At 49.3% G+C, this 24059-nt stretch carries 24 protein-coding genes; 8 read left to right on the top strand and 16 right to left on the bottom strand.

Annotation, left to right across the window (positions count from 1 at the left end; all coding sequences use genetic code 11):
- Positions 1-42: 42 nt before the first annotated feature.
- Together ACTHTY_RS06040 and ACTHTY_RS06035 are read right to left on the bottom strand one after the other, a co-directional pair.
- A complete protein-coding gene (locus ACTHTY_RS06040; protein ID WP_440366787.1) occupies positions 43-990 on the bottom strand; it encodes a bile acid:sodium symporter family protein in 948 nt (315 codons plus the stop codon).
- Between the two features lie 150 nt (positions 991-1140).
- A complete protein-coding gene (locus tag ACTHTY_RS06035; RefSeq protein ID WP_440366785.1) occupies positions 1141-2022 on the bottom strand; it encodes an NAD(P)H-hydrate dehydratase in 882 nt (293 codons plus the stop codon).
- Positions 2023-2075: 53 nt separating this feature from the next.
- Here ACTHTY_RS06035 and ACTHTY_RS06030 point away from each other — a divergent pair, with 53 nt between their 5' ends.
- Entirely contained in the window at positions 2076-2732 is a 657-nt protein-coding gene (locus ACTHTY_RS06030) for a cytochrome b/b6 domain-containing protein (protein WP_440366783.1), read from the top strand.
- A 91-nt stretch (positions 2733-2823) separates the two neighbouring features.
- On the opposite strand, the gene ACTHTY_RS06025 is transcribed toward ACTHTY_RS06030, so the two are convergent.
- The 8 genes from ACTHTY_RS06025 to ACTHTY_RS05990 all read right to left on the bottom strand — a co-directional run bounded on the left by ACTHTY_RS06025 (position 2824) and on the right by ACTHTY_RS05990 (position 10255).
- Positions 2824-3912, bottom strand: a complete 1089-nt coding sequence (locus tag ACTHTY_RS06025) for a methyltransferase (RefSeq protein WP_440366782.1) — start codon at positions 3910-3912, stop codon at positions 2824-2826.
- A gap of 36 nt (positions 3913-3948) precedes the next feature.
- Positions 3949-5652, bottom strand: a complete 1704-nt coding sequence (locus tag ACTHTY_RS06020; RefSeq protein WP_440366780.1) for an AMP-binding protein — start codon at positions 5650-5652, stop codon at positions 3949-3951.
- A gap of 2 nt (positions 5653-5654) precedes the next feature.
- A complete protein-coding gene (locus tag ACTHTY_RS06015) occupies positions 5655-7370 on the bottom strand; it encodes a DUF262 domain-containing protein (protein WP_440366778.1) in 1716 nt (571 codons plus the stop codon).
- A 238-nt stretch (positions 7371-7608) separates the two neighbouring features.
- Positions 7609-8148: a hypothetical protein gene (locus ACTHTY_RS06010; RefSeq protein ID WP_440366776.1), complete on the bottom strand. Its 540-nt coding sequence runs from the start codon at positions 8146-8148 to the stop codon at positions 7609-7611.
- Positions 8149-8220: 72 nt separating this feature from the next.
- On the bottom strand, positions 8221-8469 hold the full coding sequence (locus ACTHTY_RS06005; RefSeq protein ID WP_003680823.1) for an acyl carrier protein: 249 nt from the start codon (positions 8467-8469) through the stop codon (positions 8221-8223).
- A gap of 12 nt (positions 8470-8481) precedes the next feature.
- Positions 8482-8742 (bottom strand): phosphopantetheine-binding protein, encoded by a 261-nt coding sequence (locus ACTHTY_RS06000; RefSeq protein ID WP_440366774.1) that lies wholly within the window; start codon positions 8740-8742, stop codon positions 8482-8484.
- Entirely contained in the window at positions 8739-9497 is a 759-nt protein-coding gene (locus tag ACTHTY_RS05995; RefSeq protein ID WP_049344240.1) for a lysophospholipid acyltransferase family protein, read from the bottom strand. Before ACTHTY_RS05995 ends, ACTHTY_RS06000 begins: the two co-directional genes overlap by 4 nt.
- A complete protein-coding gene (locus ACTHTY_RS05990; protein ID WP_440366772.1) occupies positions 9494-10255 on the bottom strand; it encodes a beta-ketoacyl synthase chain length factor in 762 nt (253 codons plus the stop codon). Before ACTHTY_RS05990 ends, ACTHTY_RS05995 begins: the two co-directional genes overlap by 4 nt.
- A 110-nt stretch (positions 10256-10365) precedes the next feature.
- Between ACTHTY_RS05990 and ACTHTY_RS05985 the strand changes: the two genes are divergently transcribed.
- The 3 genes from ACTHTY_RS05985 (at position 10366) to ACTHTY_RS05975 (ending at position 12877) form a co-directional block, all read left to right on the top strand.
- Positions 10366-10854: an ApeP family dehydratase gene (locus ACTHTY_RS05985; RefSeq protein WP_440366770.1), complete on the top strand. Its 489-nt coding sequence runs from the start codon at positions 10366-10368 to the stop codon at positions 10852-10854.
- A 65-nt stretch (positions 10855-10919) separates the two neighbouring features.
- On the top strand, positions 10920-11648 hold the full coding sequence (gene fabG, locus ACTHTY_RS05980) for a 3-oxoacyl-ACP reductase FabG (RefSeq protein ID WP_003746422.1): 729 nt from the start codon (positions 10920-10922) through the stop codon (positions 11646-11648).
- A complete protein-coding gene (locus tag ACTHTY_RS05975) occupies positions 11642-12877 on the top strand; it encodes a beta-ketoacyl-ACP synthase (RefSeq protein ID WP_440366768.1) in 1236 nt (411 codons plus the stop codon). Before fabG ends, ACTHTY_RS05975 begins: the two co-directional genes overlap by 7 nt.
- 94 nt (positions 12878-12971) lie before the next feature.
- Here the strand turns inward: ACTHTY_RS05975 and ACTHTY_RS05970 are convergent, their stop codons facing one another.
- From ACTHTY_RS05970 to rluD, 6 genes are all read right to left on the bottom strand, one after another.
- Positions 12972-13496: an RDD family protein gene (locus tag ACTHTY_RS05970; protein ID WP_440366766.1), complete on the bottom strand. Its 525-nt coding sequence runs from the start codon at positions 13494-13496 to the stop codon at positions 12972-12974.
- Between the two features lie 91 nt (positions 13497-13587).
- Positions 13588-14007 carry a hypothetical protein gene (locus ACTHTY_RS05965; RefSeq protein ID WP_003746427.1) on the bottom strand — a complete coding sequence of 140 codons (420 nt, stop codon included), beginning with the start codon at positions 14005-14007 and terminating at the stop codon, positions 13588-13590.
- 146 nt (positions 14008-14153) lie between these two features.
- Positions 14154-15155: a DNA polymerase III subunit delta gene (gene holA, locus ACTHTY_RS05960; protein WP_440366764.1), complete on the bottom strand. Its 1002-nt coding sequence runs from the start codon at positions 15153-15155 to the stop codon at positions 14154-14156.
- Entirely contained in the window at positions 15155-15634 is a 480-nt protein-coding gene (locus ACTHTY_RS05955) for an LPS-assembly lipoprotein LptE (protein WP_250580195.1), read from the bottom strand. The genes holA and ACTHTY_RS05955 overlap by 1 nt, the downstream gene beginning before the upstream one ends.
- 120 nt (positions 15635-15754) lie before the next feature.
- The gene (gene pgeF / locus ACTHTY_RS05950) at positions 15755-16525 is read right to left on the bottom strand and encodes a peptidoglycan editing factor PgeF (protein ID WP_440366761.1); all 771 of its coding nucleotides are present in this window, start codon (positions 16523-16525) and stop codon (positions 15755-15757) included.
- 80 nt (positions 16526-16605) lie between these two features.
- The gene (gene rluD / locus ACTHTY_RS05945; protein ID WP_440366760.1) at positions 16606-17730 is read right to left on the bottom strand and encodes a 23S rRNA pseudouridine(1911/1915/1917) synthase RluD; all 1125 of its coding nucleotides are present in this window, start codon (positions 17728-17730) and stop codon (positions 16606-16608) included.
- Between rluD and ACTHTY_RS05940 the strand changes: the two genes are divergently transcribed.
- From ACTHTY_RS05940 to pflB, 4 genes are all read left to right on the top strand, one after another.
- Positions 17729-18532, top strand: a complete 804-nt coding sequence (locus ACTHTY_RS05940; protein WP_003680807.1) for an outer membrane protein assembly factor BamD — start codon at positions 17729-17731, stop codon at positions 18530-18532. The two genes, rluD and ACTHTY_RS05940, sit on opposite strands and share 2 nt — an antisense overlap.
- A 323-nt stretch (positions 18533-18855) precedes the next feature.
- Positions 18856-20013, top strand: coding sequence for an ATP phosphoribosyltransferase regulatory subunit (locus ACTHTY_RS05935; protein WP_440366759.1), 1158 nt, complete (start codon positions 18856-18858; stop codon positions 20011-20013).
- 43 nt (positions 20014-20056) lie between these two features.
- Complete coding sequence (locus ACTHTY_RS05930) at positions 20057-21355, top strand: adenylosuccinate synthase (protein WP_293194231.1); 1299 nt, start codon at positions 20057-20059, stop codon at positions 21353-21355.
- A gap of 302 nt (positions 21356-21657) precedes the next feature.
- Complete coding sequence (pflB, locus tag ACTHTY_RS05925) at positions 21658-23943, top strand: formate C-acetyltransferase (protein ID WP_440366757.1); 2286 nt, start codon at positions 21658-21660, stop codon at positions 23941-23943.
- The last annotated feature ends 116 nt before the right edge of the window (positions 23944-24059 follow it).

Raw genomic sequence — 24059 nt, 5'->3', positions numbered from 1 at the left:
TTTCGTTTATCCCTGTTCAGACGGCCTTATGATTAAAGACGTTTAGGATTCTTTATTTTTATCGGCTTTGGCTGCCCAATAAGTTGCCAGGAGCGAGCCGGAGATATTGTGCCACACGCTGAACAATGCGCTGGGAACGGCAACAACCGGCGCGGCGGCAAAGTGTGCGGCGGCAAGGGCGGCACCTAAGCCTGAGTTTTGCATACCGACTTCGATGGCCAGCGTTTTTTGTGCATCATAAGGCAGGCCGGTCCATTTGGCGGCAAAGAAGCCGAGCAGATAGCCTATGCCGTTGTGGAGTACGACAACCGCAAAAATCAGCAGGCCGCTTTCAATAATCTTGCCTTTGCTGGCGCCGACTACCGCGCCGATAATCAGTACGATGGCGGCAACGGAAACCAGCGGCAGCGCGTCGGTCAGTTTTTCAGTTTTGTTGCCCAAGACTTTATGGACAATCAATCCCAAAACGATGGGGAACAAAACCATTTTGACGATGGACATCAACATACTGCCCGCTTGGATTTCCAGCATTTCACCGGCAAGCATCAGGAAGATGGCGGGGGTCAGCAATGGGGAAATCAGAGTAGAAACCGATGTAACGGCAACCGACAAAGCCACATTGCCACGCGCCAGATAAGTCATTACATTGGAAGCCGTACCGCCCGGGCAGCAGCCGACCAAAATCACACCGACTGCGATTTCGGCAGGCAGGTTCAACAGCTTGGCCAGCAGATAGGCGGTTGCCGGCATGATGGCGAATTGTGCAATCACGCCGATGATGACGGCTTTGGGGCGTTTGAACAAAATGTCGAAGTCGGAAGGTTTGAGCGTCAAGCCCATACCGAACATGATGATGCCCAGAAGCCAGGGAATGTAAGGGCCGACCCATTTGAAGGTATCGGGTGTGAAAAAAGCGATACCGGCAAAGAGCGCAGCCCAAAGGGAAAATGTTTTTCCAATAAAGTTGCTGATTTTATTGAGGATACTCATGATAATATGTTGTGAAGTTGTTTTTAAGGGAAGTCAAGGATACACGCCTTAACCTTAATTTGCAAAATGACTTAAAAATAAACCAGGCCGTCTGAAAATAGAGATTGATTTTCAGACGGCCTGTAATTTGTATTTATGATATAGACGGCATTATTCTTTTGATAAAATATTGCGCAGCCATCGGGCGGCAGGTGCGATTTCTCCGGCGAGCATGCCGGTTTCGATTTGGCTGCTGTGTTTGATGACATCGGCCGCCGCACCATGCAGCCATACGCCGGCGCAGGCGGCTTGGAATGTCGGAATGCCTTGTGCCAACAGGCTGCCGATAATGCCGCTCAAGACATCGCCGCTGCCTGCGGTGGCCAAACCGGCATTGCCGCTGGTGTTGGTATAGACTATGCCATCTGCCGTGGCCAACAATGTATGATGGCCTTTCAACACAACGGTTGCGTCATATTTTTGACTGATTTCGGTTACGGCTTTTTGTCTGTCGGCTTGAACTGATTGAGTATCGGTACCGAGTAGGCGGGCGGCTTCGGCCGGATGGGGTGTCAGCATGATATGTTTGTACGATTTGAGGCGTTCAGCCAATTCGGGAGAACGGGCCAGCAGTGTCAAGGCATCTGCATCGAGCAATAAAGGCTGGTCATGGTGTGTAGACAGGATTTGGGGCAGCAGCTGTTCTGATAATCCGTCCAAACCAAAGCCGCAACCGATTACGCGTGCGCTGACATCGTTGCGCTCCATCAGTTGGGTCGCAGTGGCGAGCATGATTTCAGGGCGTTCGGGAATGATGGCAAAAGGTAGCGTGGCTTGGTTGAAACCCGCCCAGACCTTGCCGCATCCTTGATACATGGCGGCTGTGGCTGCCAAAACCACTGCGCCGCTCATTCCTGTTGCGCCGCCGATAATGGCAAGCGTGCCGTATGTGCCTTTGTGTGATTCTTGGGCGCGGGGGCGGAATACGTCGGGAAATGCTAAGGACGTCTGAAAGGCCTGAAGCGATTCGGGAAGCGTGTAGATGGGCTGCATGGCGTAACCTTCCAAGATAAGAAATTTAATTTTAAATCAGAAAGTAAAAGGTAATGAAGCAAAAAATAAAAGTTTGGGACGCACCTACGCGCCTGTTCCATTGGCTCTTGGTGTTATTGATAGGATTCATGTGGTACAGCGCAACCCAAGGCGGCGATATGCTGGTATGGCACTTGCGCGGCGGCTTGTTGATGCTGGCGTTGGTGGTTTTCCGCTTGTGCTGGGGGATATGGGGTAGCGATACGGCAAAATTCAGCCGATTTGTGCGTCCATTTTCGGAAATCCGCCGCTATACGCAAGGCCAGATGTCTGAAGACGAATTGGTCGGCCACAATCCTTTGGGCACGCTGATGGTTATCGCTTTATTGGTTGCGTTGGTTTTTCAGACGGCCACAGGCTTATTTGCCGCTGATGAAAATACGTTTACTAATTCCGGCTTTTTGAATCATTTGGTCAGCGAACACGCCGGTACGCTGGCGCGAAAAATCCATGTCAATTTCTTTAATATTTTGGCCGTTTTAGCGGGCGTACATATTGCAGCTGTTTTGCTGTACCGCTTTGTGAAAAAACAGGATTTGATTACGCCGATGATTAACGGCTTTAAAACCATTGATGCCCAGCAGCCTAAGTTGGCAGGAGTGGGACAACTGCTTGCCGCTTTGGTGGTGGCGATTGCGTTAGTGTGCGCAGTATGGATGTTGCGCGGCTGATGCATTAAGGCTGATACCTAAAAACAAACCGACCCCGATAGCCAAAATGGCTGTTGGAGTCGGTTTCTTTTTAGGGTTTAAAAGATGATGTTCAGACGGCCTTAACGCAGCGCAAGATGCTGTGGCCGCGGCCGATGCCGTCTGAAATTTCCGCTACTTTCAATCCGGCTTTTTCAACGCAACGGATCAGGTCTTCGGAATGGAAGATTTTGCTGTTGCCGTTGGCCATGGCAGTGAAATACAGGCTGGTCATGGTCAGGCAGTAGGCGGCGGTTTCGTAGCGTTGTCTGTCCCAGAAAGGCTCCATGATGTAGAGGCTGGTGTTTTCGCTCATAGATGCAGCGGCGCGTTGAAGAATGCTGGTGGCTTGTTCCTCGGTGAAACAGTCTAGGAATTGGCTCATCCAGATCGCGTCAAAACCGGTCGGGAACGGAATTTCAGGATCAAGCAGGTTGGCCGGATGGGCGTGGATACGGTCCGCGCCGTTTTTGCCTTTGGTCGCTTCACGCATCAAGCCGATTTGTTGCGGCAGATCCATGATGGTTACTTCGACTTCGGCATTGTGGTTGACGCATTGCTCCGCCCAGCGGCCGGTATTGCCGCCGACATCGAGCAGTTTTTTAACCGGTTTGGCGAACACGGTGTTCAGTGCTTCGGTGAAGGAGTTGTCGGAATAATAATGGTCGAATGCAAACCATTTTTCCTGCGCGATGCTTGGCAATGAAGACAAGCCTTCGTAAATGGTCGGCCAGTCGCCGAATACTTTCAGGCCTTCGGGCTTGCCGGTTTGCAGGGTTTTTTCCAAATCAAACATGCCTTGGTAGCAGATTTCCTGCGTGAAATCCATGTTGACGCGGGCCATTTTGTCTTTGAGGACAAACCAACCGGCCTTGCTGATGAAATAGCGGTTGTCACGAGTCAAGACAGTGCCGATAGACAGCGAAGCTTCCAGCAGGACTTGTGCCGCGTAGTTGCTGATTTTCGCTTTTTCGGCGATTTCGGCTTGAGTGAGGCCGTCTGGATGGTCGTTCAGCAAGTTCAGAATGCCAAATTTCACCATCAGGCGGGAAACTTGGAACACAATCGGTGCAAAAGCGATTTCTTGAGCCAGACGTTGAGCCTCGCCTGCGGACTGGTGTTCGTGGGAATAGCGTTGTTCTAGGGCAGGGAAGAGTTGCATATTGTTGGTTTTCCACTAAAAAGTTAATAAGTATATTCAGACGGCCTCAAACACAATCCGTCCTGATGCACACGGATGCTCTCCGTTGTTGATTTTAAAGCTCAGTTTGTTTTTACCTTCATCAAATTTCAGCTCTACCGACACTTCATCGTGAGGACGGATAAACTGCTGATATTTTAGATTTTCGATGCGGATGACGCGCTGTTTGCCCCATGGCTTGGGCGCGATCAGGTTGCGCACCCATTGCAGCTCGACCACGCCGGGAACCAGCGGGAAGGTGGCAAAATGGCCACCGAAATAAACCAAATCCAAAGGCACGCGCCCGATAAAAGTTTCGGTATTGGTTTCATCGTCAGATGATGTTTTCGACCAAACGGGCGAAGTTTGGGCAACGGTAAAGGTCGTCTGAAAATCCGCCGCGGCGATTTTGGCTTGGGCGTTACGCGGCAGGCTGTCGGTAAAACGCCAGTAACGCGGCAGGGCGATAGTGTCCTGCGTGGCGGCCAAGTAGCGTTTGAGCGTATCGGCAACCGCAGCACGGCCTTTCTCGCGCAAGGCGGCGATACCGTCTGCGTTCAATGCCGCCCATATGGCAATGCGTTGATGCTGCGGATGGCGGCCGCAGTGGGCGTCGGCAATCCAAGGGTGTTGTAAAAGTTCGTGTTCAATTTGGGTCAGCGACACGCGTTTGTCCTCAAATTTAATAATGCGGTCTTGGCGACCGAGTAACAGAAAACCGTCATCTTGCGGCTCGATCAAATCGGCTGTTTGACGGCGTTCGGGCGACCAAGGCGAAGAAGCCCAAAGTGCGCCTTCTTCGTTTTGCCCGATTTCCACGCCTTCGAAAGGCTGCCATTCTTGGCGTTCGCAACGTGAGGCAATCACGCCGGTTTCGGTACTGCCATAGACTTCAAACGGGCGGACGGCAGCCTGTTGCAGCAAATCCGCCGTGGCTGAAGGAAGCGCGCCTCCCGCCGAGACAATGCCTGCAATTTTATGGCCGATACTTTGCCAGTTGCGGTTTTCACCCAAGCGGTTGAGTACGGCCGGACTGGCAATCCAAACCACTTTATCATGTGCGGCCGTGCTGGAAAGCAGGTTTTCCGGATAAACTGCCTGCTGTCGCTCCATAGTCCAACCCATTGACAGCGCGAGTGCGAAGCGGAAAGTGAAGCCGTAAAGGTGTTGCGGAATTACGCTGCCGATCACGGTTTCACCGTGTTGTCCAAATGGCAGCGTATTTGCCAAAGTCAGGGCTTCTGCCTGCATTTGCGCGGCGGTTTTCACAATAATTTGCGCTTCGCCGCTGGATCCGGATGTTTTCAGCCATGCTTCGGCATGGTCGGGAATCAGATGGTTTTCAGGATAGGTGTTCAGCTTTTCCAAATCTGTTTTAGCTAATACATCAGGCAAGTGCCAGATATTTAGGCCGTCTGAAGACAGCTTTTTATCTGTTGAATCTGTTAAAAACGCTTCTGCCGTTTTCCCCCATGCTAAATTGTCTTGCGTCAAATTGGGCAACAATAAAACCTTTCCGCCCGAATGCCACACTGCCAACACGGCACAGGCAAACAGCGCGGCATCGTCAAACCACAACGCGGCCGTTTGCACGCCTGCCTGTTTCAGACGGCCTGACAGATGGAAAACCGCACGGTTGAAGTCAGCACGCGTCCAATTCGGATGGGCGGCGATAAGGTCGTGTTGGGGCAGGTCGGGGGATAGGATTCGGGTTAGGTGCATGGTTAGATTTCAAATTGGTGCATTGAATAATCAAAGATTTCTTTAGCTAAGATTTTGGCTCTTTCAATAGTATGTTCTTTTGTCCATTCAGTAATATTTGAGTATGTATCACAAAATTCTTTAACTTGGCGAAGTTCGGAGTTTTTTAAAATAGAAATTTTTTCTGTAATAGATTTTGTATCACAATACTCATTCAATTTTTTATCAAGAGGTAAGAGATTACCTATTCCATGAGACCATTCAGTATCTTTCTTTTGAGAATGTAGATGTTCTAATGTTATTGAGTTAACAGACAATTCTGTAGTATTCATCATTAGATTTTCTTTTAATTTAAAAATATATTGTATTGTCTTCTTATCTCTTGTGAAGTCATTTGAAAATTTTAAATTAATAAATTTATTTTCAAATGATTCATATGGTATGTCTTCTAATTTTCTTTTTAATTCAATAGATAACCCCTTTAAGAGGGCAGTTATATTTTTGTTATCTTCTGCTCTTGAGAGTTCTCTAGAGTATTTAGAATATAAACTTTCTAATCCAGATGCCCTTGATGATGTAATAGCCGTAAAAATAAAATGAAAAGTTTCTAGTAGGGATATAATTTTAATTAATTCTTTTTGTTTTATCTTTTTGTTTTTATATAGGTTTATTAGTGTTGTTATAAGGGGGCGAGGTTGAATTACGCGAAAATCTTTGATTGCACGGAGTGAATTTAGAATAGTTTTTTCTTCTTGGTTGTTCCAGTCAGTTTCAAGTGGAGAAATAACCATAACATAATTTTTAGAAAATTTATATAATTTGAGTAAGAATTTTCTATATGATTCTTCAGTTGCAGTAATTTTTTCTTGAAATGATTTGTATATTTTCTTTTCATTAAGGAATGCATATTTTGAAATCCAAAAATGTCTGAAAAATACTGAGAGTGAAACTCGTTCAGTTCGAGAATTTATGGTGCTTTTTATATTTTTCCATGTGTCTTTTGCAAAATCACTAGGATGATCTTTATTAAGAATTTCAAACACTTTATTTTTTATTAAATCAAGTGTTTCAAGGTCTTTTCCTTTTGCATTAAGTGTTTCAAATATGGTTTGAGCAGCTTCTTCACTATCAACGGTAATGAATATAACACTACAGCCGATTATTTGATCTCGTATTGCTTTGAGAAATGTGATGTAATTATCACCATAGTTTTTTTTCTCAATTAATAAGTTATTATAAAAATATTTATATGCATTAAATAAGGATTTTTCTTCCTCTGAGTCAGGCTCACTACTTTTATCTTGGTCAATGTTTTGGATAGAGTTCTGGAAAAAAGGTTTTGGTGATTCGCTAATTAACTTAAAGAAATTTTTGAAATCCGTGTCTTTCCCCTCAATATAACGATAACAGCTATTTAAGAATGCATTATCTTGTAGTTCTTTTCCAATTTGAGTAAGAGCGGAAAGAAAAATCGTGATAGTAGTTAACCGTTGTTGCCCATCGACTACATAAAATTCAGTACCTCTTTCATCGTCTCCAATCAAAACTAATGATCCAATAAAATACTCTTTGACTTCGTAAGATTCATTACTGAAGGTAATTTGATTTTTAATATCATTCCAAAATTCTTCTAGCTGTTCTTTTTCCCATGAGTATTCTCTCTGATAACGTGGAATAATATATTTTCTTTCTGTTTCTAAAATAGTTTTTATTGAACGTGGAAAAGCGGCAAATTTCATGATGATATTCTTTCTTTAAATATGGCTAATAACTCAAGGTTAATCCTAATAATAAATATTTAGATATCGTTAATCTCCAAAAGTTAGTAAAACATCAATCCCAAGTCATATCAAACCTTTTTGATGTGCTGTGATTCAGAAACACTTTCATTCTTGAAACTGTGTTTTTTGTAAAAAAGTATAAGTTTTTTTAAATAGGTTATGCTTCGGAGAGCTAGTTGATGTGTTTTCAGACGACCTACACCTTCAATACAGTTTTCCGATACACCCACTCTCCGGCAAATAAGATTCCCATTAACACATACGATACGATGCCTGTATAAGCCGCCCACCAATCGTAATATTGCAAGCTTGCCAAAATGGCGGCGGTTGCGCCGTTGAAAATAAAGAACGCGCACCAGATTTGCGTAACGCGTCGAGTATGGCGCACGCCTTCGGGCGGCAGGTCGGGGTGTTGCAATCGGGCGAGGCGTTCGATGACGGTTTGTTTGGCAAACAGGCTGCCGCCGAAAACGGCAAGCATCAGCGCGTTGACGGCAACGGGATACCAATACATCGAGTCAGGCCGTCTGAAAACCAGTACCACCGCAAAAAAAGCGGCAAGGATAATCGCCGTAATGCGTTGGGCTGCAGTTTGCGGCATGGCGGCGCGTATCAGCCATAACACACACATAACTGCTGCAAGCCAGAAAAATGCGCCGTTTCCCCTGCCGTAATACCATAGGAGCGGATAGGCAAGGCTGGCAAGGGTCAGTAGGAGTTTTCCTAGTATTTTCATGGTTGCGATTGATTTTCAGACGGCCTTGCCGATTGACAAGGCCGTCTGAAAATATGCTGATTCAAAGTGGAATCAGGAATCTTGTTGTACTTTCAAAACCGCTTGAACCACGTCTTCTACGGTACGCACGTTGCGGAAGTCTTCGGCTTGCAGTTTGCGGCCGGTTTCGCGTTTGATGTGGTCGATAAGGTCGATGGCGTCGATGCTGTCGATTTCCAAATCTTCGTAGAGGTTGGTTTCGGGTTTGATGCGTTCCGGTTCGATTTCAAACAGGTTAACCAGTGCATCGGTCAGCAGGGTGCGTACTTCTTGTTCGGTCATCTTTTCTCTCCCTTATGCTTGGCGGCTCTTGACGAACTCGGCCAAAGTTTTGACGTTGGCAAAGTTGTCGCGCAGGTTGTCGTTTTCACCGTCGAGCTGGAAGCCGAAGGTTTTTTGTACGGCCAAACCAAGTTCCAATGCATCAACCGAATCCAGACCCAGGCCGTCGTCGCCGAAAAGCGGATCTTCGCTGCCGATGTCGGCAACGGTAATGTCTTCCAAGCCCAAGCTGTCGATGATTAATTGTTTGATTTGGTTTTCTAAATTGCTCATGTGGTTTTCCTTGTAAAATAGTCTTGCAGGTATTCGTTTAAACGGCGTGCGGCGATGGGCAGGGGTTTTTCTGCCAGCCATTCTTCCGGCAGGATGTCGTCGCCGACGGTAATTTCATAATGAATTTTTTGTGGTGGGATTTTGTACCACGGTTGCCCCTTTTTAAAATTGGGCGGCGTCATCTTGATGCACACGGGCGTGATGACTGATGCGCTGCGCAAACCGAGTGATACGGCGCCGCGGTGCATTTTAACCTGTCCGTCCCAACCTGTGCGCGTGCCCTCGGGGAAAATTAGCAGACTTTGCCCGCTTTTGAACACGGCATCGATTTCTTCCAGCATTTCCATGCTTTCATCGTTGGGGATGTAGCCGGAGGCGATAATCTGGCTTTTCATGCTGGGGTTGTGCAACAGGTCTTTTTTAACCAGTACGTTCGGCTCCGAATAATGGCTGATCAGCAAGACGACATCCAAAAGCGAGGGATGGTTGGCAAGAATGAGCTGGCCGGGCCTGCCGAGTTTTTCCAAGCCGTTGAAACGGACGCTCAATACGCCCGACCATTGCAGGTAGCCGACGAAGAAACGCCAAACTTTGCCTATCATGCGTCTTGCTTCAAGTTGGCGTTTGATGTCGCCTTTGGTCGATTTGAGCGTATAGGGCAAAAGTGCGATTTTGAACAATACGCCTGCAACGCCGAAGAGGATGAAGCCGAAGAGTGTGGCAAAAAAGCGACGGAAATAGTCTAAAGTCTTCATGCGTTTTTCTGCCAGTACCAGTTTCTACCGATATAGTGTTGCGTATGTTGTCGGCCGTCTGAAAGCAGGAAGCGTACCCACTCCAAGCTGCTCCAATAAGGCTCGACTGTTGTATCTTTAGGATTTTCAGACGGCCTTGCGGATGTGGTTTCCAAGCTTAAGGTATAGTCTTCGCCTTTTGTGATGACCAGTGCCAATGCATAGGCAAACGGCGCACGTGTAGCCAAGACGGGATAGTCTTCAGACAACGGATCATCGGCGACAATCACTAAAACAGATGGCGCGCCGTCTTGCAAAAGCGCGAATGCTTCAGTCAGCGCGGTTTCAAAGGAATCGGCGGCAACGGCCAACGCGGTATGTTCGCTCATGTCTTTGCGCAACATCGACCATTGCCCAATCGTTGCGTTGTGGACGGACAGACCGAATGAGGTCGGCGACACAGTATGCGTGTTCAAAAGCTCTTGCCATAATTCAAAGCTGCGGTTGCTTTCGCCGTCGTGCGAAATGTACACCGGTACGCTTTCGGGATATTGGTCAGCCAGATTCCATGCGGCATCACAAACCAAGCGTGCCGCTTTCCCCAAGCGGCGGCGTTGCATAGGCGGCAAAAAGGAGAGCGCGGGTTTGCACTCTGGCAGGGATGCGGTATCGAGTTTTCCCTGCGCCCAGTCCTGCCATTGCTCCGGCGTACTGATTTTGCTGGAGGAGGCCTGCCATGCGGCGATATTGAAGCTGAAACGGCAAACGTTTTGAGGCATGATGTCTTTCAATGTTTTACATTTTCATACATTGTAATGAAATGGGTTAGTAAAAGCTAGGCTCTGTTATAATGCATATTGTAACGTAATTTATTCCCGGATGACATTTTATGCCTTCAATACCGAGTGCCCCGATTTATGATGTGGCGTCGCTGCTTCCGCACAGCGGACATATGGTGCTTATCGATTGTGTGAAAGAATTTGGCGATGACTACACGGTTTGCTGTGCGCCGGTTAGCGACAAGCATATTTTGCTGCAGGACGGCGTGTTGCCGTCTATGGCTTATATGGAATTGATGGCGCAGGGCATAGGCGCGTTTGCAGGCATTGAGGCTTTAAAGGCCGGAGAGCCTGTACGCTTGGGTTTTTTATTGGGAACGCGCAAGCTGGATTTGTTTGCTGATTCCGTGCCTGTCGGTACTGAGCTGGAAGTCAGGGCGCATGTGTCCATTCAGGATTTGGGCGGCATGGGCGTATTTGATTGCGAGTTGCGCTGGACGGATGCGCCGGAAGATGTGAAGCATCTGTTGCCGCCGGACGGTTTGCTGGCAAAAGCCTCTTTAAATGTGTACAGTCCGAAAGACGGTCAAATCATTTAAACCGTTTACAAGGCCGTCTGAAAAGACAAAGATTCAGACGGCCTGTCGATATAGTGAGAAAACGTATGAGTGAAACTATTTTAATTACAGGGTCTAATCGCGGTATCGGCAAAGCCGTGGCGCTTGGTTTGGCGCAGGACGGCTTTGATATTGTCGTCCACTGCCGCAGCCGCCGTGATGAAGCGGAAGCTGTCGCGGAAGAAATCCGTGCGTTGGGTAGAAATGCGCGCGTGTTGCAGTTTGACGTGTCCGACCGCGAAGCCTGCCGTGAAATTTTGACCGCCGACATTGAGGCAAACGGCACATATTACGGTGTGGTGCTGAATGCCGGCCTGACGCGCGACAATGCGTTTCCTGCGTTTACAGATGACGATTGGGACTTGGTGCTGCGTACCAATTTGGACGGTTTTTATAATGTGTTGCACCCTTTGACCATGCCGATGATCCGCCGCCGCAAAGCCGGACGGATTGTGTGCATGGCGTCGGTGTCCGGTTTGACGGGCAACCGCGGTCAGGTCAATTACAGCGCGTCCAAAGCGGGCTTAATCGGCGCGGCAAAAGCCTTGGCGGTTGAGTTGGCAAAACGCAAAATTACCGTCAACTGCGTGGCGCCGGGCCTTATCGATACCGATATTATCGATGAGAACGTGCCTGTCGAAGAAATCTTAAAGGCTGTCCCTGCCGCGCGTATGGGATTGCCCGAGGAAGTAGCGCATGCGGTGCGCTTTTTGATGGATGAGAAAGCGGCGTACATTACGCGCCAAGTGATTGCTGTGAACGGAGGTTTGTGTTGAATACCAGAAGAGTCGTTGTAACAGGTATCGGCGGTATTACCGCCTTCGGCCGTGATTGGCAAAGTATTCAGACGGCCTTTAAAGCCGAAAAAAACGCGGTCAAATACATGGACTGGAGCGGACGCTTTCCTGAATTGGAAGCGCAACTGGGTGCGCCGATTGAAGGCTATTCCCCTCCAGAGCACTGGACGCGCAAGCAGCTTAGAAGCATGGGGCGCGTGTCGCATTTGTGTGTCGATGCGGCGGAACAAGCCTTGACGGATGCGGGTTTGCTGGGTGATGAAAGCATTACCGACGGCCGTATGGGCGTGGCGTGCGGTTCGTCTGTCGGCAGCACCAAAGACATTGGCGATATGGGCGAACTTTTGATAACAGGCACATCGCGCAATTTCAACGCCAATACTTATGTGCGCATGATGCCGCATACGACTGCCGCCAATATCGGCATTTTCTTCGGTTTGAAAGGCCGCATTATTCCGACTTCGAGCGCGTGTTCTTCCGGCAGCCAGGGCATTGGTTATGCTTACGAAGCGATTAAATACGGCCTGATTGATATGATGCTGGCTGGCGGAGGCGAAGAGTTTTGTCCGTCTGAAGTGTATGTTTTCGATTCACTTTATGCCGCCAGCCGCCGCAACGGCGAACCTGAGCTGACGCCGCGCCCTTACGACAACGCTCGAGACGGCTTGGTCATCGGCGAAGGCGCAGGGATTTTTGTGTTGGAAGAATTGGAACACGCCAAACGGCGCGGTGCAAAAATCTATGCTGAGCTTGTCGGCTATGGTGCCAACAGCGACGGCAGCCACGTTACCCAGCCGCAAAAAGAAACCATGCAAAAATGTATGGAGCTTGCGCTGAAAGACGCCGGTATTACGCCTGATATAGTCGGCTATGTCAGCGGCCACGGTACGGCGACCGAAAAAGGCGATATTGCCGAAACATTGGCTACTGAGGCGGTGTTTGGTTTTGTGCCTATGAGTTCGCAAAAAAGCTATCTCGGCCATACACTCGGCGCGTGCGGCGCGTTGGAAGCCTGGTTTACCATCGAAATGATGAACAGCGGCTGGTTTGCGCCGACTGTTAATTTGGAAAACATCGATCCGCGTTGCGGCAAGGTGGATTACATCCAAACTGGCGGACGCGAGATTCAAACCAATTATGTGGTCAGCAATAACTTTGCTTTTGGCGGCGTCAATACATCGCTGGTGTTCAAACGTTGGCAAGAATAATCATCGCTTGATGTTATGATTAAAGGCCGTCTGAAACGTATCTTGAGTTTCAGACGGCCTTTATTTCATTTAGAGCTTGAGCCGCTTTTGGATTTTATTCATTTGTTTTCTTCTGACTCAAATCCACCAGCCTTGTTCCGGCCAAGAAGTCGTAGAGGAACTGGCGGTCGGGATGGAACAGGGCGAAGCCCCATGGCAGGATGAGCCAAATGAGCGCGGCACCGAATGCGCCTTTAGGCGGGATATTGAGCAGATGGCGCAATCCGGCGTAGGCAAATAGAGGAATGAAAACAATAAAAATGCTAGCCCAAATAAAGCGCAGGCGCAGCTGCGTCAGGGGCGGCTGGGTATCGTTTTTATCGGCTAAACCGATTTTCCATGTCTGCATGGCGAGGGTTTGGCCTTTTTTGTGCCAGTTGGCGCGAAAGTAGAGCCACCATGCGTAGAACAGAATCAGACAGGTTGTCAGCATGGACAGGCGTGTGGAAACGGGATTGAGAAAGATGGCGACAATACCGGCTGCAAGGGCGGCAATGCTGGTAACGGCACCGGTCAGCAGAAGTTCGTAAACCAGTGCGGCGAGGCGACGTTTGAGTGGGGCGGTGGGAAGACGGGTCATAATGCGATGAAAACGGAAATGGGTTTGATGGAAATAAAAACAGGCCGTCTGAAACGGGATAGGATGTTCAGACGGCCTGTTACTGTCGGGATTAGCGATGTGGACGTTTTTGACCGCGTGCCTGTTGGGCAGCCATTTGGTTCATTTCTTGACGGGTCGGACGTTTTTTGAAGATGGCGTGCGCTTCGTCAACGGAACATTTTTGTGACAGGCAAACCAAGGTAATCGCGTCTTTTTGATGTTGTCCGCCGCTGTGGTACATGCGGCGCAGGTTGGCTTCGTTGATACGGCCTTTTTCCGGATCGATGTCGAATTTTTTCAGGCGCTCGAGGAATTGGCGTTGCTGACGGCGTGAAGTCCAAACGAAACCGCCTGCGGCAGCGGCTACGATGATGACGGCCAACAGGATGGCCAGCGGCCATGAATCGACGATCAGAACGATGATGAGGCTTAATACGGCAGTGGTCAGCAGGGCCAGACCGCCGATGCGAAGTTTGGTTTTATTATCCATATGGTTGGTGTTTCCTTGTTTTTTGCTGGAAGAGGCCGTCTGAAATGCGAGGTTCAGACGGCCTGAATTTGAGTTTACGCTATTTTACAGTATTTTCTGTTTTTGGGGCGTATTGCGTGCAAGTTTCTTGACGCGTGGCAACGGTTTCAAGCAGCCAGCGAGGTAACGAGCTGTTTGAACTCAGTCCATGCATCGCCTTCTTCTGCGCCTTTGATGATGCGGTCGATTTTGGCGCAGGTTTTAAGCGCGTCGAGCAGGCGGTTGATGGAAATGCGTTTGGCCGCCATCGGTGCAAGGGTCTGCTTGTCGCCCCATAAACGCAGGCTGTTGCGCAGGCTTTGGATGTTTTGGCCTTGCTTGAGTGCGGCAGTCAGGCGGATTAGGGTGCGGATGTCTTCGGCAACCGCCCATAACAGCAAAACCGGCTCTTCGCCTTCTTCTTCCAAGCCGTCCAGCAAACGGGAAACGCGCAGGGCATCGCCTTTCATCCATGCGCCTGCCAGTTGGAATACGTCGAAGCGGGCGACGGTGGCAACTGCGGCCTCTGCATCGGCAATATTGATCAAATGGCCTTGGGGATGGAGCAGGGCGAGTTTTTCGATTTCCTGACGGGCGGCCAAAAGATTGCCTTCGACGCGCTCGGCAAAAAGGGCGAGTGCTTCAGGTTCGATATCCAAACCCTGCTGTTTCAGACGGCCCTGTATCCATTGCGGCAAAGCATGTGGCGCAACGGCTTTTGCTTCTAAGACGATGCCTTTGCCTGCCAATGCGGAAAACCATTTGGACTGGATTTGCGCTTTTTCAAGCTTGGGCAGGAGGATGAGCGTAACCGTATCTTCGGGCAGGCGTTCGGCGAAGGTTTGCAGGGCATCGCCTCCGTTTTTGCCGGGTTTGCCGTTGGGAATGTGGATTTCCAGCAGTTTCAAATCGGCAAACAAACCTGCGCTGCCGGCGCTTTGCAATAGCTCGTTCCAGTCAAAATTGTTTTCAGCGGTATAGACTTCGCGGTTGAGATAACCTTGTTTTTTTGCGGCTGAGCGCAGCGTATCCAAAGCCTCGATACGCAATAAATCCTCTTCACCGTGAATAAGGTACAACGGTTTGAGCGGCGTATCGGGGCGCAGGCTCTCAATGGGCGCGGCAGCCATTATTGCGCTTTCAGGAAAGTCAGGCGGCGGACGATTTGATCTGCGGCGTCGATGCGCATTTCAGACCAAATGGTTTCTTCCTCTTCCTGTTTGCCCAAAACTTCGCTGTCGGCGTAGTCCATGGTGCGGTGAACCTTAACTTCTATCGGCTCGCCAACCGGCTCGCCGTTGCGGAAGGCTTGGGCTTTAACGGTCATGGCCAGCAGGTATTCGTTGATTGCGGCGGCGCGGGTGATGGTATAGATGTCGCGGCGTTTTTGAAAGTCGACAACGCGCAGGGTGATTTGTGATTCGGCTTCGCTAACCGGATGGCCGTCGGCACGGCGTAAGGCATTTTCCAGCGCTTTTTGCATGACGGCTCCGCCTTCTACATGCCAGTTCTGATAAGGCAGCGGCTGAGAAGTCACGCCTGTGCCTTTCAGGTGGAAACCGCAAGAGGCAAGCAATAGGGCGAGTGCAGGCAATAGGATTTTTTTCATTGGATATTCCTTCGTTGAAACCGGTTACGGTATCGTCGGATTATAACGAATAATGTTTAGGCCGTCTGAAACCGTAAACGGAAAGTATTTCAGACGGCCTTGTCTTTGATGGCGCAAATCTTATTTTTCCAACCAAATCAGGCTGACCATGCGGCCGGTTTGTCCGTCGCGGCGGTAGGAGAAGAAAGTATCGCGTTCCAAGACGGTGCAATGGGTGCCTCCATAAATCATGTTCACGCCTTCGCGGTGCAGAACCATGCGCGCCAAAGCGTAAATGTCGGCAAGGTATTTGCCGCCGCCGATGTCTTCAAACGCATCGACAGCTTCCGGCATGGGTGTGCAAAACTCATCAAATACATCTTGTCCCACCTCAAACGCATCAGGGCCGATGGCAGGCGCGAGATAGGCCATGATTTCCAACGGCTCGACATTCATTGCCGCAATGGTGTTTTGCAAAACGCCGCCGGCCAAACCGCGCCAACCTGCATGAGCCGCCGCAACCACCGTCCCTGCTTTGTCGCAAAACAAGACAGGCAGGCAATCGGCAGTCATCGAAGCGCAGGCGACCGTACCCGTCGTATCCACCGAGGCATCGGCGTCGGGCGTATTGCCTAACGCTTCGGCGGCATTCACAACAATGGTGCTGTGGATTTGATTAAGGTAGGCAACGGGCAGGCCGACTTGTTCCTGTACGATTTCGCGGTTGCGGAGCACGGCTTCCAGATCGTCGCCGACGTGTGAGCCGACATTCAGGCTGCGGTACACGCCTTCGCTGACACCGCCGTTGCGCGTGGTAATAAGCGTTTTAACATTGGCAGGGGTAGGCCAGTCGGCAGTCAAAAAATTCTTGCCTTGCGGGGCGAGGTTTAGGGTATCTGTGATGGTTTTCATAATCTTTGAATCGCTGAATATTGGAACGGATTGATTTCAGACGGCCTGAAATAATATTTTAGGCCGTCTGAAAAATGGGTTTAATCCCTTACATAAACGACTTCGACATCGTAATCGTCTTCATTCCAATCATCATCATCGTCCATGCCGAATTTCTCTTGCCATTCTTCCTCGTTACTCAAAGATGAATCCAAACCGGCTTCCAGACGCAGGACGGAAAGCAGGTGGTACATATCCTCAGGCATAGGTGCTTCAAAGGAAACGGTTTCTCCGGTTTTCGGGTGTACAAAGCTCAAGCGGTAGGCGTGCAGGGCTTGGCGCGCACCAAGGGCTTTGATGGCCTCTTTAACCGCATCGCTGCATGGATGGCGCAGGTTGCCGTAAACAGGGTCGGCGGCCAGCGGATGGTTGGCTTCGCGCATATGAACGCGGATTTGGTGCGTACGGCCGGTTTCGAGCGAGCATTCGATGTAGCTGTGTGCCAGATAACGTTCCAACACTTTGACGTGGGTAATGGCAGGTTTGCCGCCGAATTTGACGACTGCCATTTTCAAGCGGTTGTGCGGATCGCGGCCGATTTGGGTTTCAATTTTGCCGTCGAAAGGAACAATGCCGTTGGCGACTGCGCGGTAAATACGTTTGACCGTGCGCTCTTGAAGCTGTTGAACCAGTGAGTTTTGCGCCGGCAGGGTCTTGGCGACCACCATCAGGCCGCTGGTTTCCTTGTCCAAACGGTGTACGATGCCCGCACGTGGCACTTGGCTTAATTCGGGACAGTGCGCCAACAGGCCGTTGAGCAGGGTGCCGCTCCAGTTGCCTGCGGCAGGATGGACGACCAATCCGGCCGGTTTGTTGATGACGATGACGGTATCGTCTTCATAAATGATGTCCAAATCCATGGGTTCGGGCGTGAACGCGAGGTTTTCTTCGCTCGGACGTACCGTAACGGCAATCAATTCACCGCCTATCATTTTATCTTTGGGTTGAGCGGGCTTATCGTTTACAATGACCGCACCCTCTTTAATCCACGAACTCAGGCGGCTGCGCGAGTAGTCGGGCATGAGTTTGGCCAATACGGCATCCAGCCTTCCGCCCGCCATTTCGAGTGGAACGGTCAAATTAACACAACTTTCTGTTTCAGGGGATGACGGAAAGTCTAAATCATCGCTATAATCGGCTTCGTTATCAAAGGAAGTATTCTGCATGAAAAAAATTCTTTTAGTAGTTTCTTTAGGTTTGGCACTGAGTGCCTGCGCAAATAAAGGCACAATCGATAAAGACGCCCAAATTACTCAAGATTGGAGTGTGGAAAAGCTTTATGCCGAAGCGCAAGACGAATTGAACAGCAACAATTATACGCGAGCTGTCAAGTTATACGAAATTTTAGAATCCCGTTTTCCAAACGGCCGCTATGCCCAGCAGTCCCAGTTGGATACGGCGTATGCCTATTATAAAGACGATGAGCCGGAAAAAGCTTTGGCTGCCATTGCGCGCTTCCAACGCCATCATCCGCAACATCCGAATATGGACTACGCGCTGTACTTGAAAGGTTTGGTCCTGTTTAACGAAGACCAGTCTTTCTTGAACAAGCTGGCTTCCCAAGACTGGTCCGACCGCGACCCGAAAGCCAACCGTGATGCTTATCAGGCGTTTGCCGAGTTGGTTCAACGTTATCCAAACAGCAAATACGCTGCCGATGCAACCGAGCGTATGGCCAAGCTGGTGGACGCTTTGGGTGGTAACGAGATATCTGTGGCGCGTTATTACATGAAACGCGGTGCTTATGTCGCAGCGGCCAACCGTGCGCAAAAAATCGTCAGCCGTTACCAAAATACCCGTTACGTCGAAGAAGCTTTGGCGATGATGGAATTGGCGTATAAAAAACTGGACAAGCCGCAACTGGCTGCTGATACACGCCGTGTTTTGGAAACCAACTTCCCGCAAAGCCCGTTCTTGCAACACGAATGGCGATCTGACGATATGCCTTGGTGGCGTTACTGGCGCTAAGCGTCGGGTTGTTCAGGCATGAATTAAGGCCGTCTGAAAATGATGCAGCTATGCATTTGGTTTTCAGACGGCCTTTGTTTTTAATGTTTTTTTACGCTCTCTGTAAACAGGGTGCAAAATTCGTTTTAATATGGTAAAGTCTGATTTTAATAACTCGACGGTTTGAAGCCGTTACTCAGGGGCTGTTTAAATTTAAAATCAGTTTTGTTGAAGCTGCATCGGATTTGCCGTTGATGCATTCAGGAAAATTTCAGTCGTCAGGCTGATTTGGTTTTAAATTTAAGCAGCCCTTTATGTTTACAAAAAAACAGAGGTAGATTCTCATGAAGTCTTGGCAGCTTCCTGAACACGTTGCCGACGTGTTACCGACCAATGCCCGACAACTGGAAAGTGCCCGTGAGCGGCTGTTGGCTTTGTTTCGCGTGCATGGTTATGAATTGGTGCAACCGCCATTGATGGAATACAGCCATTCCTTATTGACGCATATCGATGCCGGTTTGTCTTTGAAAACCATTTTGGTCGTCGATCAGCTCAGCGGCCGTCAGCTCGGTATCCGCGCGGATATTACGCCGCAGGTGGCGCGTATTGATGCCCACTTGCTTTCTGCCAACCAAGGTATCAACCGTTTATGCTACGCCGGTTCGGTACTTCATGCGCGTCCTGACGGATTGCTCAATATGCGCGAACCTTTGCAGGCGGGTGCGGAAATGTACGGCTTGGAAGGCATTGAAGCGGATATCGAATTGATTGATTTGATGCTGAAAAGCATGAAGATTGCCGACATGGGCGAAGTTTTGCTTTCGTTGGGCCATATCGGAGTATTCCGTGCTTTAGCAAATGCCGCGCATTTGGACGAGAAGCAATCGGCAATCCTGCTGTCATCGATGCAGGACAAAGATGCCGAAGCTGTCAGCCAGTTGGTCAAAGAGTGGAAACTTGACGGTATGTGGGCAAAAGCGTTTTCACTGTTGCCCCGACTGTACGGCGGTCGTGAAGTGCTGACTGTGGCTAGAGAGAAACTACCGGAATTGTCCGCAGTCAGTGCGGCTTTGGATGAATTACAGGCAGTATGCGATGCGTTCCCAAATCAAAAAGTGCATATCGATTTGTCGGAACTGCGCGTTGACAATTACCATACCGGTTTGCTTTACGCGGCTTATGGTTCAAACCGTCATGATGCCGTGGCACGCGGCGGCCGTTATGACGGATTGGGCGGATACTTCGGACGTGCGCGTCCTGCAGCCGGATTCAGTTTTGATTTGCGCAGCTTTATCGGCCGCCTTCCTGCTATCGGACGGGAATCCGTCGTGGCTGTCGATGTAAAAGACATGCCTGCGGCTCAAGAAGCGGTAGATGCTTTGCGCGAACAAGGACAATGTGTCGTTATCGATTACGGTATCGGCTATAACGGTTCGGAAGAGGTTACAGGCCGTCTGAAACAGGTAGACGGTGTTTGGAAAGTAATCGCTTTGAACGATTGAGTTTTATTTTGAAATTTTGTATCTGAAATAAGGTTAGATGGCTATGGCTAAAAATGTTGTCGTAATCGGTGCCCAATGGGGTGATGAAGGCAAAGGTAAGATTGTTGACTGGCTGGCGGAAGAAACCAGCGGTGTTGTACGTTTCCAAGGCGGCCACAATGCCGGCCATACTTTGGTCGTCGGTGGCAAAAAAACCATTTTGCGCCTGATTCCAAGCGGCATTTTGCACGAGACTTTGGACTGCTTCATCGGTTCAGGCGTTGTCGTTTCTCCTGAAGCATTGTTGGGCGAAATCGACGAATTAAACGCTGCCGGTGTGAAAAATGTTGAAGGCCGTCTGAAAATTGCGCCAACCTGCCCATTGATTCTGCCTTACCACATTGCGCTTGACCAAGCACGCGAAGCTTCCCGCGGTAAAAGCAAAATTGGTACAACCGGTCGCGGCATCGGCCCAGCCTATGAAGATAAAGTTGCCCGTCGCGCGATTCGCGTGGTGGACTTGTTGCACCCTGAAAAACTGGTTGAAAAACTGGAAGCTGTTTTGGCTTATTACAATGTCCAGTTGCAACACCTGCACAGTGCCGAGCCGGTAAAAGTTGAAGACGTGATGGCGGTCATTGAAAAAGTTGCACCGCGCATTACGCCGATGATTACCGATGTTTCCCGTGTTTTGAACGAGAAAAACCGCAAAGGCGAAAGCCTGTTGTTTGAAGGCGCGCAAGGTACGCTGCTGGACATCGACTATGGTACTTATCCGTTTGTAACTTCCTCTAACTGCTTGGCTGGTGCCGCTTCTGCCGGTGCAGGCGTAGGTCCGCAAATGCTGGATTACGTTTTGGGTATCGTTAAAGCCTATACCACCCGTGTGGGTTCCGGTCCATTCCCGACTGAATTGTTTGACGAAGTGGGCGCAGGCTTGGCTGAACGCGGCCATGAATTCGGCTCCGTAACCGGTCGTGCGCGTCGTTGTGGTTGGTTTGACGCGGCTGCTCTGAAACGCTCTATTCAAGTTAACGGCATTTCCGGCATGTGCATTACCAAGCTGGACGTGATGGATGGTATTGAAAACATCAATATCTGTGTAGGTTATGAATTGCCTGATGGCAGCAAAACCGACATTCTGCCTTGTGGCTCCGATGCGGTAGAAACCTGCAAACCGATTTATGAAACCATGCCGGGTTGGAGCGAGTCGACTTTCGGCGTGAAAGAGTACGACAAGCTGCCTGAAAACGCTAAAGCTTATCTGAAACGTATTGAAGAAGTGTGCGGTGCGCCTGTGGCCATTGTTTCAACCGGTCCTGACCGTGAAGAAACCATTGTTTTGCATCATCCGTTTGCTTAATTGATTAAGTGAATAAAGGGCCGTCTGAATTTTCAGACGGCCTTTTATATGAAATGCAATAAAAATTCAGCCCTGAAGGACATCTGTCTTCAGGGCTGAATTTTGTATTCTACGCCGTTTTTAAGTGCGAATGTTTAGAAACTGCGCTGTAGTGCCAAGTAACAATTATTCTCATTGACGTAAATCAAGAAAAACCAAATCTGTAATTTTATTTCACAAAAACCCCTGTAAATAAATGGGTATTGATGTTATCCTTTCAGAAAATTTACAGTCTATATTTTCAATAAAATTAGGAGCTTGATATGTCAAATGATGTTCAGCAACGTCCAGCCGCTTGGGAAGGTTTTACTGGCGGCAACTGGGAAACCAACGTAGATGTCCGCGATTTTATTCAAAAAAACTACACGCCATATGAAGGCGATGCCTCTTTCTTGGCACCAGCAACCGAAGCCACAACCAAGCTGTGGGCGGAAGTGATGGAAGGCATCAAGGTTGAAAACCGTACGCACGAGCCGTACAAAATCGACGCGCAAATCGTCTCCGGTATTACCAGCCACGCTCCAGGCTATATCGACAAAGATTTGGAAACCATTGTCGGCCTGCAAACAGACGAGCCTTTGAAACGCTCTATCATGCCGTTTGGCGGTTTGAAAATGGTGCAAGACGCGTGCAAAGTGTACAACGTTGAATTGAATCCTGAAGTCAGCGAAATTTTCACCAAATACCGCAAAACCCACAACCAAGGCGTATTTGACGTTTATACACCCGACATCCGCCGCTGCCGTAAATCAGGTGTGATTACCGGCCTGCCGGATGCTTATGGCCGCGGACGTATTATCGGTGACTACCGTCGTGTTGCATTGTACGGTATCGACTTCTTGATGAAAGACAAACTCAACCAGTTCAATTCACTGCAAGCCGATTTGGAAAACGGTGTGGACTTGGAAGAAGTGATCCGCCGTCGTGAAGAAATCAACGAACAATACAAAGCCTTGGGTCAAATGAAAGAAATGGCGGCTTCTTACGGCTACGACATTTCCGGCCCTGCAAAAAATGCACAAGAAGCCATCCAATGGACTTACTTTGCCTACCTTGCCGCCGTTAAATCTCAAAACGGCGCAGCGATGTCCTTCGGCCGTGTGTCTTCGTTCTTGGATATTTATATCGAACGCGACCTGAAAAACGGTGTGATTACCGAAACCCAAGCGCAAGAATTTATCGACCACTTGGTGATGAAACTGCGTATGGTCCGTTTCCTGCGTACGCCCGAATACGACCAACTCTTCTCCGGCGACCCGATTTGGGCAACCGAATCCATCGGCGGTATGGGCTTAGATGGCCGTACCTTGGTAACGCGCACCAACTTCCGCGTGCTGCATACCCTGTACAACATGGGTCCGTCTCCTGAGCCAAACATCACTGTATTGTGGTCAGAACAACTGCCGCAAGGCTTTAAAGAATTCTGTGCCAAAGTATCCATCGATACTTCGTCCATCCAATACGAAAATGACGATCTGATGCGCCCTGACTTCAACAGCGATGACTACGCCATTGCCTGCTGCGTCAGCCCGATGGTGGTCGGCAAACAAATGCAGTTCTTCGGCGCACGTGCTAACTTGGCTAAAACTCTGCTGTACGCAATCAACGGCGGCGTGGATGAAAAATCTAAAGAGCAAGTTGGTCCGAAAACCGAGCCGATTATGGACGAAGTTTTGGACTACGACACTGTCTTTGAGCGCATGGACAAATTCATGGATTGGTTGGCAACCCAATACGTTACCGCGTTGAACATCATTCACTACATGCACGACAAATACAGCTATGAAGCCGCGCTGATGGCGTTGCACGACCGCGACGTGAAACGTACGATGGCTTGCGGTATCGCCGGTTTGTCTGTAGCTGCCGACTCACTGTCCGCCATCAAATACGCCAAAGTGAAACCGATTCGCGATGAAAACGGTATTGCTGTTGACTTCGAAATCGAAGGCGAATACCCACAATTCGGTAACAACGACGACCGCGTGGACGACATCGCCTGCGACTTGGTAGAACGCTTCATGAAAAAAGTGGCAACCCACAAAACTTACCGCAACGCCACTCCGACTCAGTCCGTACTGACCATTACTTCCAACGTTGTTTACGGTAAGAAAACCGGTAATACTCCAGACGGCCGCCGCGCAGGTGCTCCGTTTGGTCCGGGTGCAAACCCAATGCACGGCCGTGACGTCAACGGTGCAGTCGCTTCATTGACTTCCGTAGCCAAACTGCCATTTGAGTTTGCCAAAGACGGTATTTCCTATACCTTCTCCATTATTCCTGGCGCTTTGGGTAAAGACGAGCATTCTCGCGAGCGCAACCTTGCCGGTTTGATGGACGGTTATTTCCACCATGAAGACGGTATTTTGGAAGGCGGTCAACACTTGAACGTCAACGTATTGAATCGCGAGACTTTGGAAGATGCGATGCACAATCCGGAGAAATATCCGCAGTTGACCATTCGTGTTTCCGGTTATGCGGTTCGCTTCAACTCGCTGACCCGCGAACAACAGCTTGACGTGATTACCCGTACATTCACAGAAACCATGTAATCGGGTGGCGAAACAAACCAGAAGCTAAATTTGCATTTGGTTTGTTTTGAAACAAAGCTCCAAGGCCGTCTGAAATGTTCAGACGGCCTTTATTATCGTACAATCCATATAAGCAA

The organism is Neisseria sp. P0019.S002, assembly GCF_051957155.1.
Taxonomy (GTDB): Bacteria; Pseudomonadota; Gammaproteobacteria; order Burkholderiales; family Neisseriaceae; genus Neisseria; species Neisseria perflava.
Note: the sequence above shows the minus strand (reverse complement) of the source record. Positions and strands in the feature narration are given on the sequence as shown.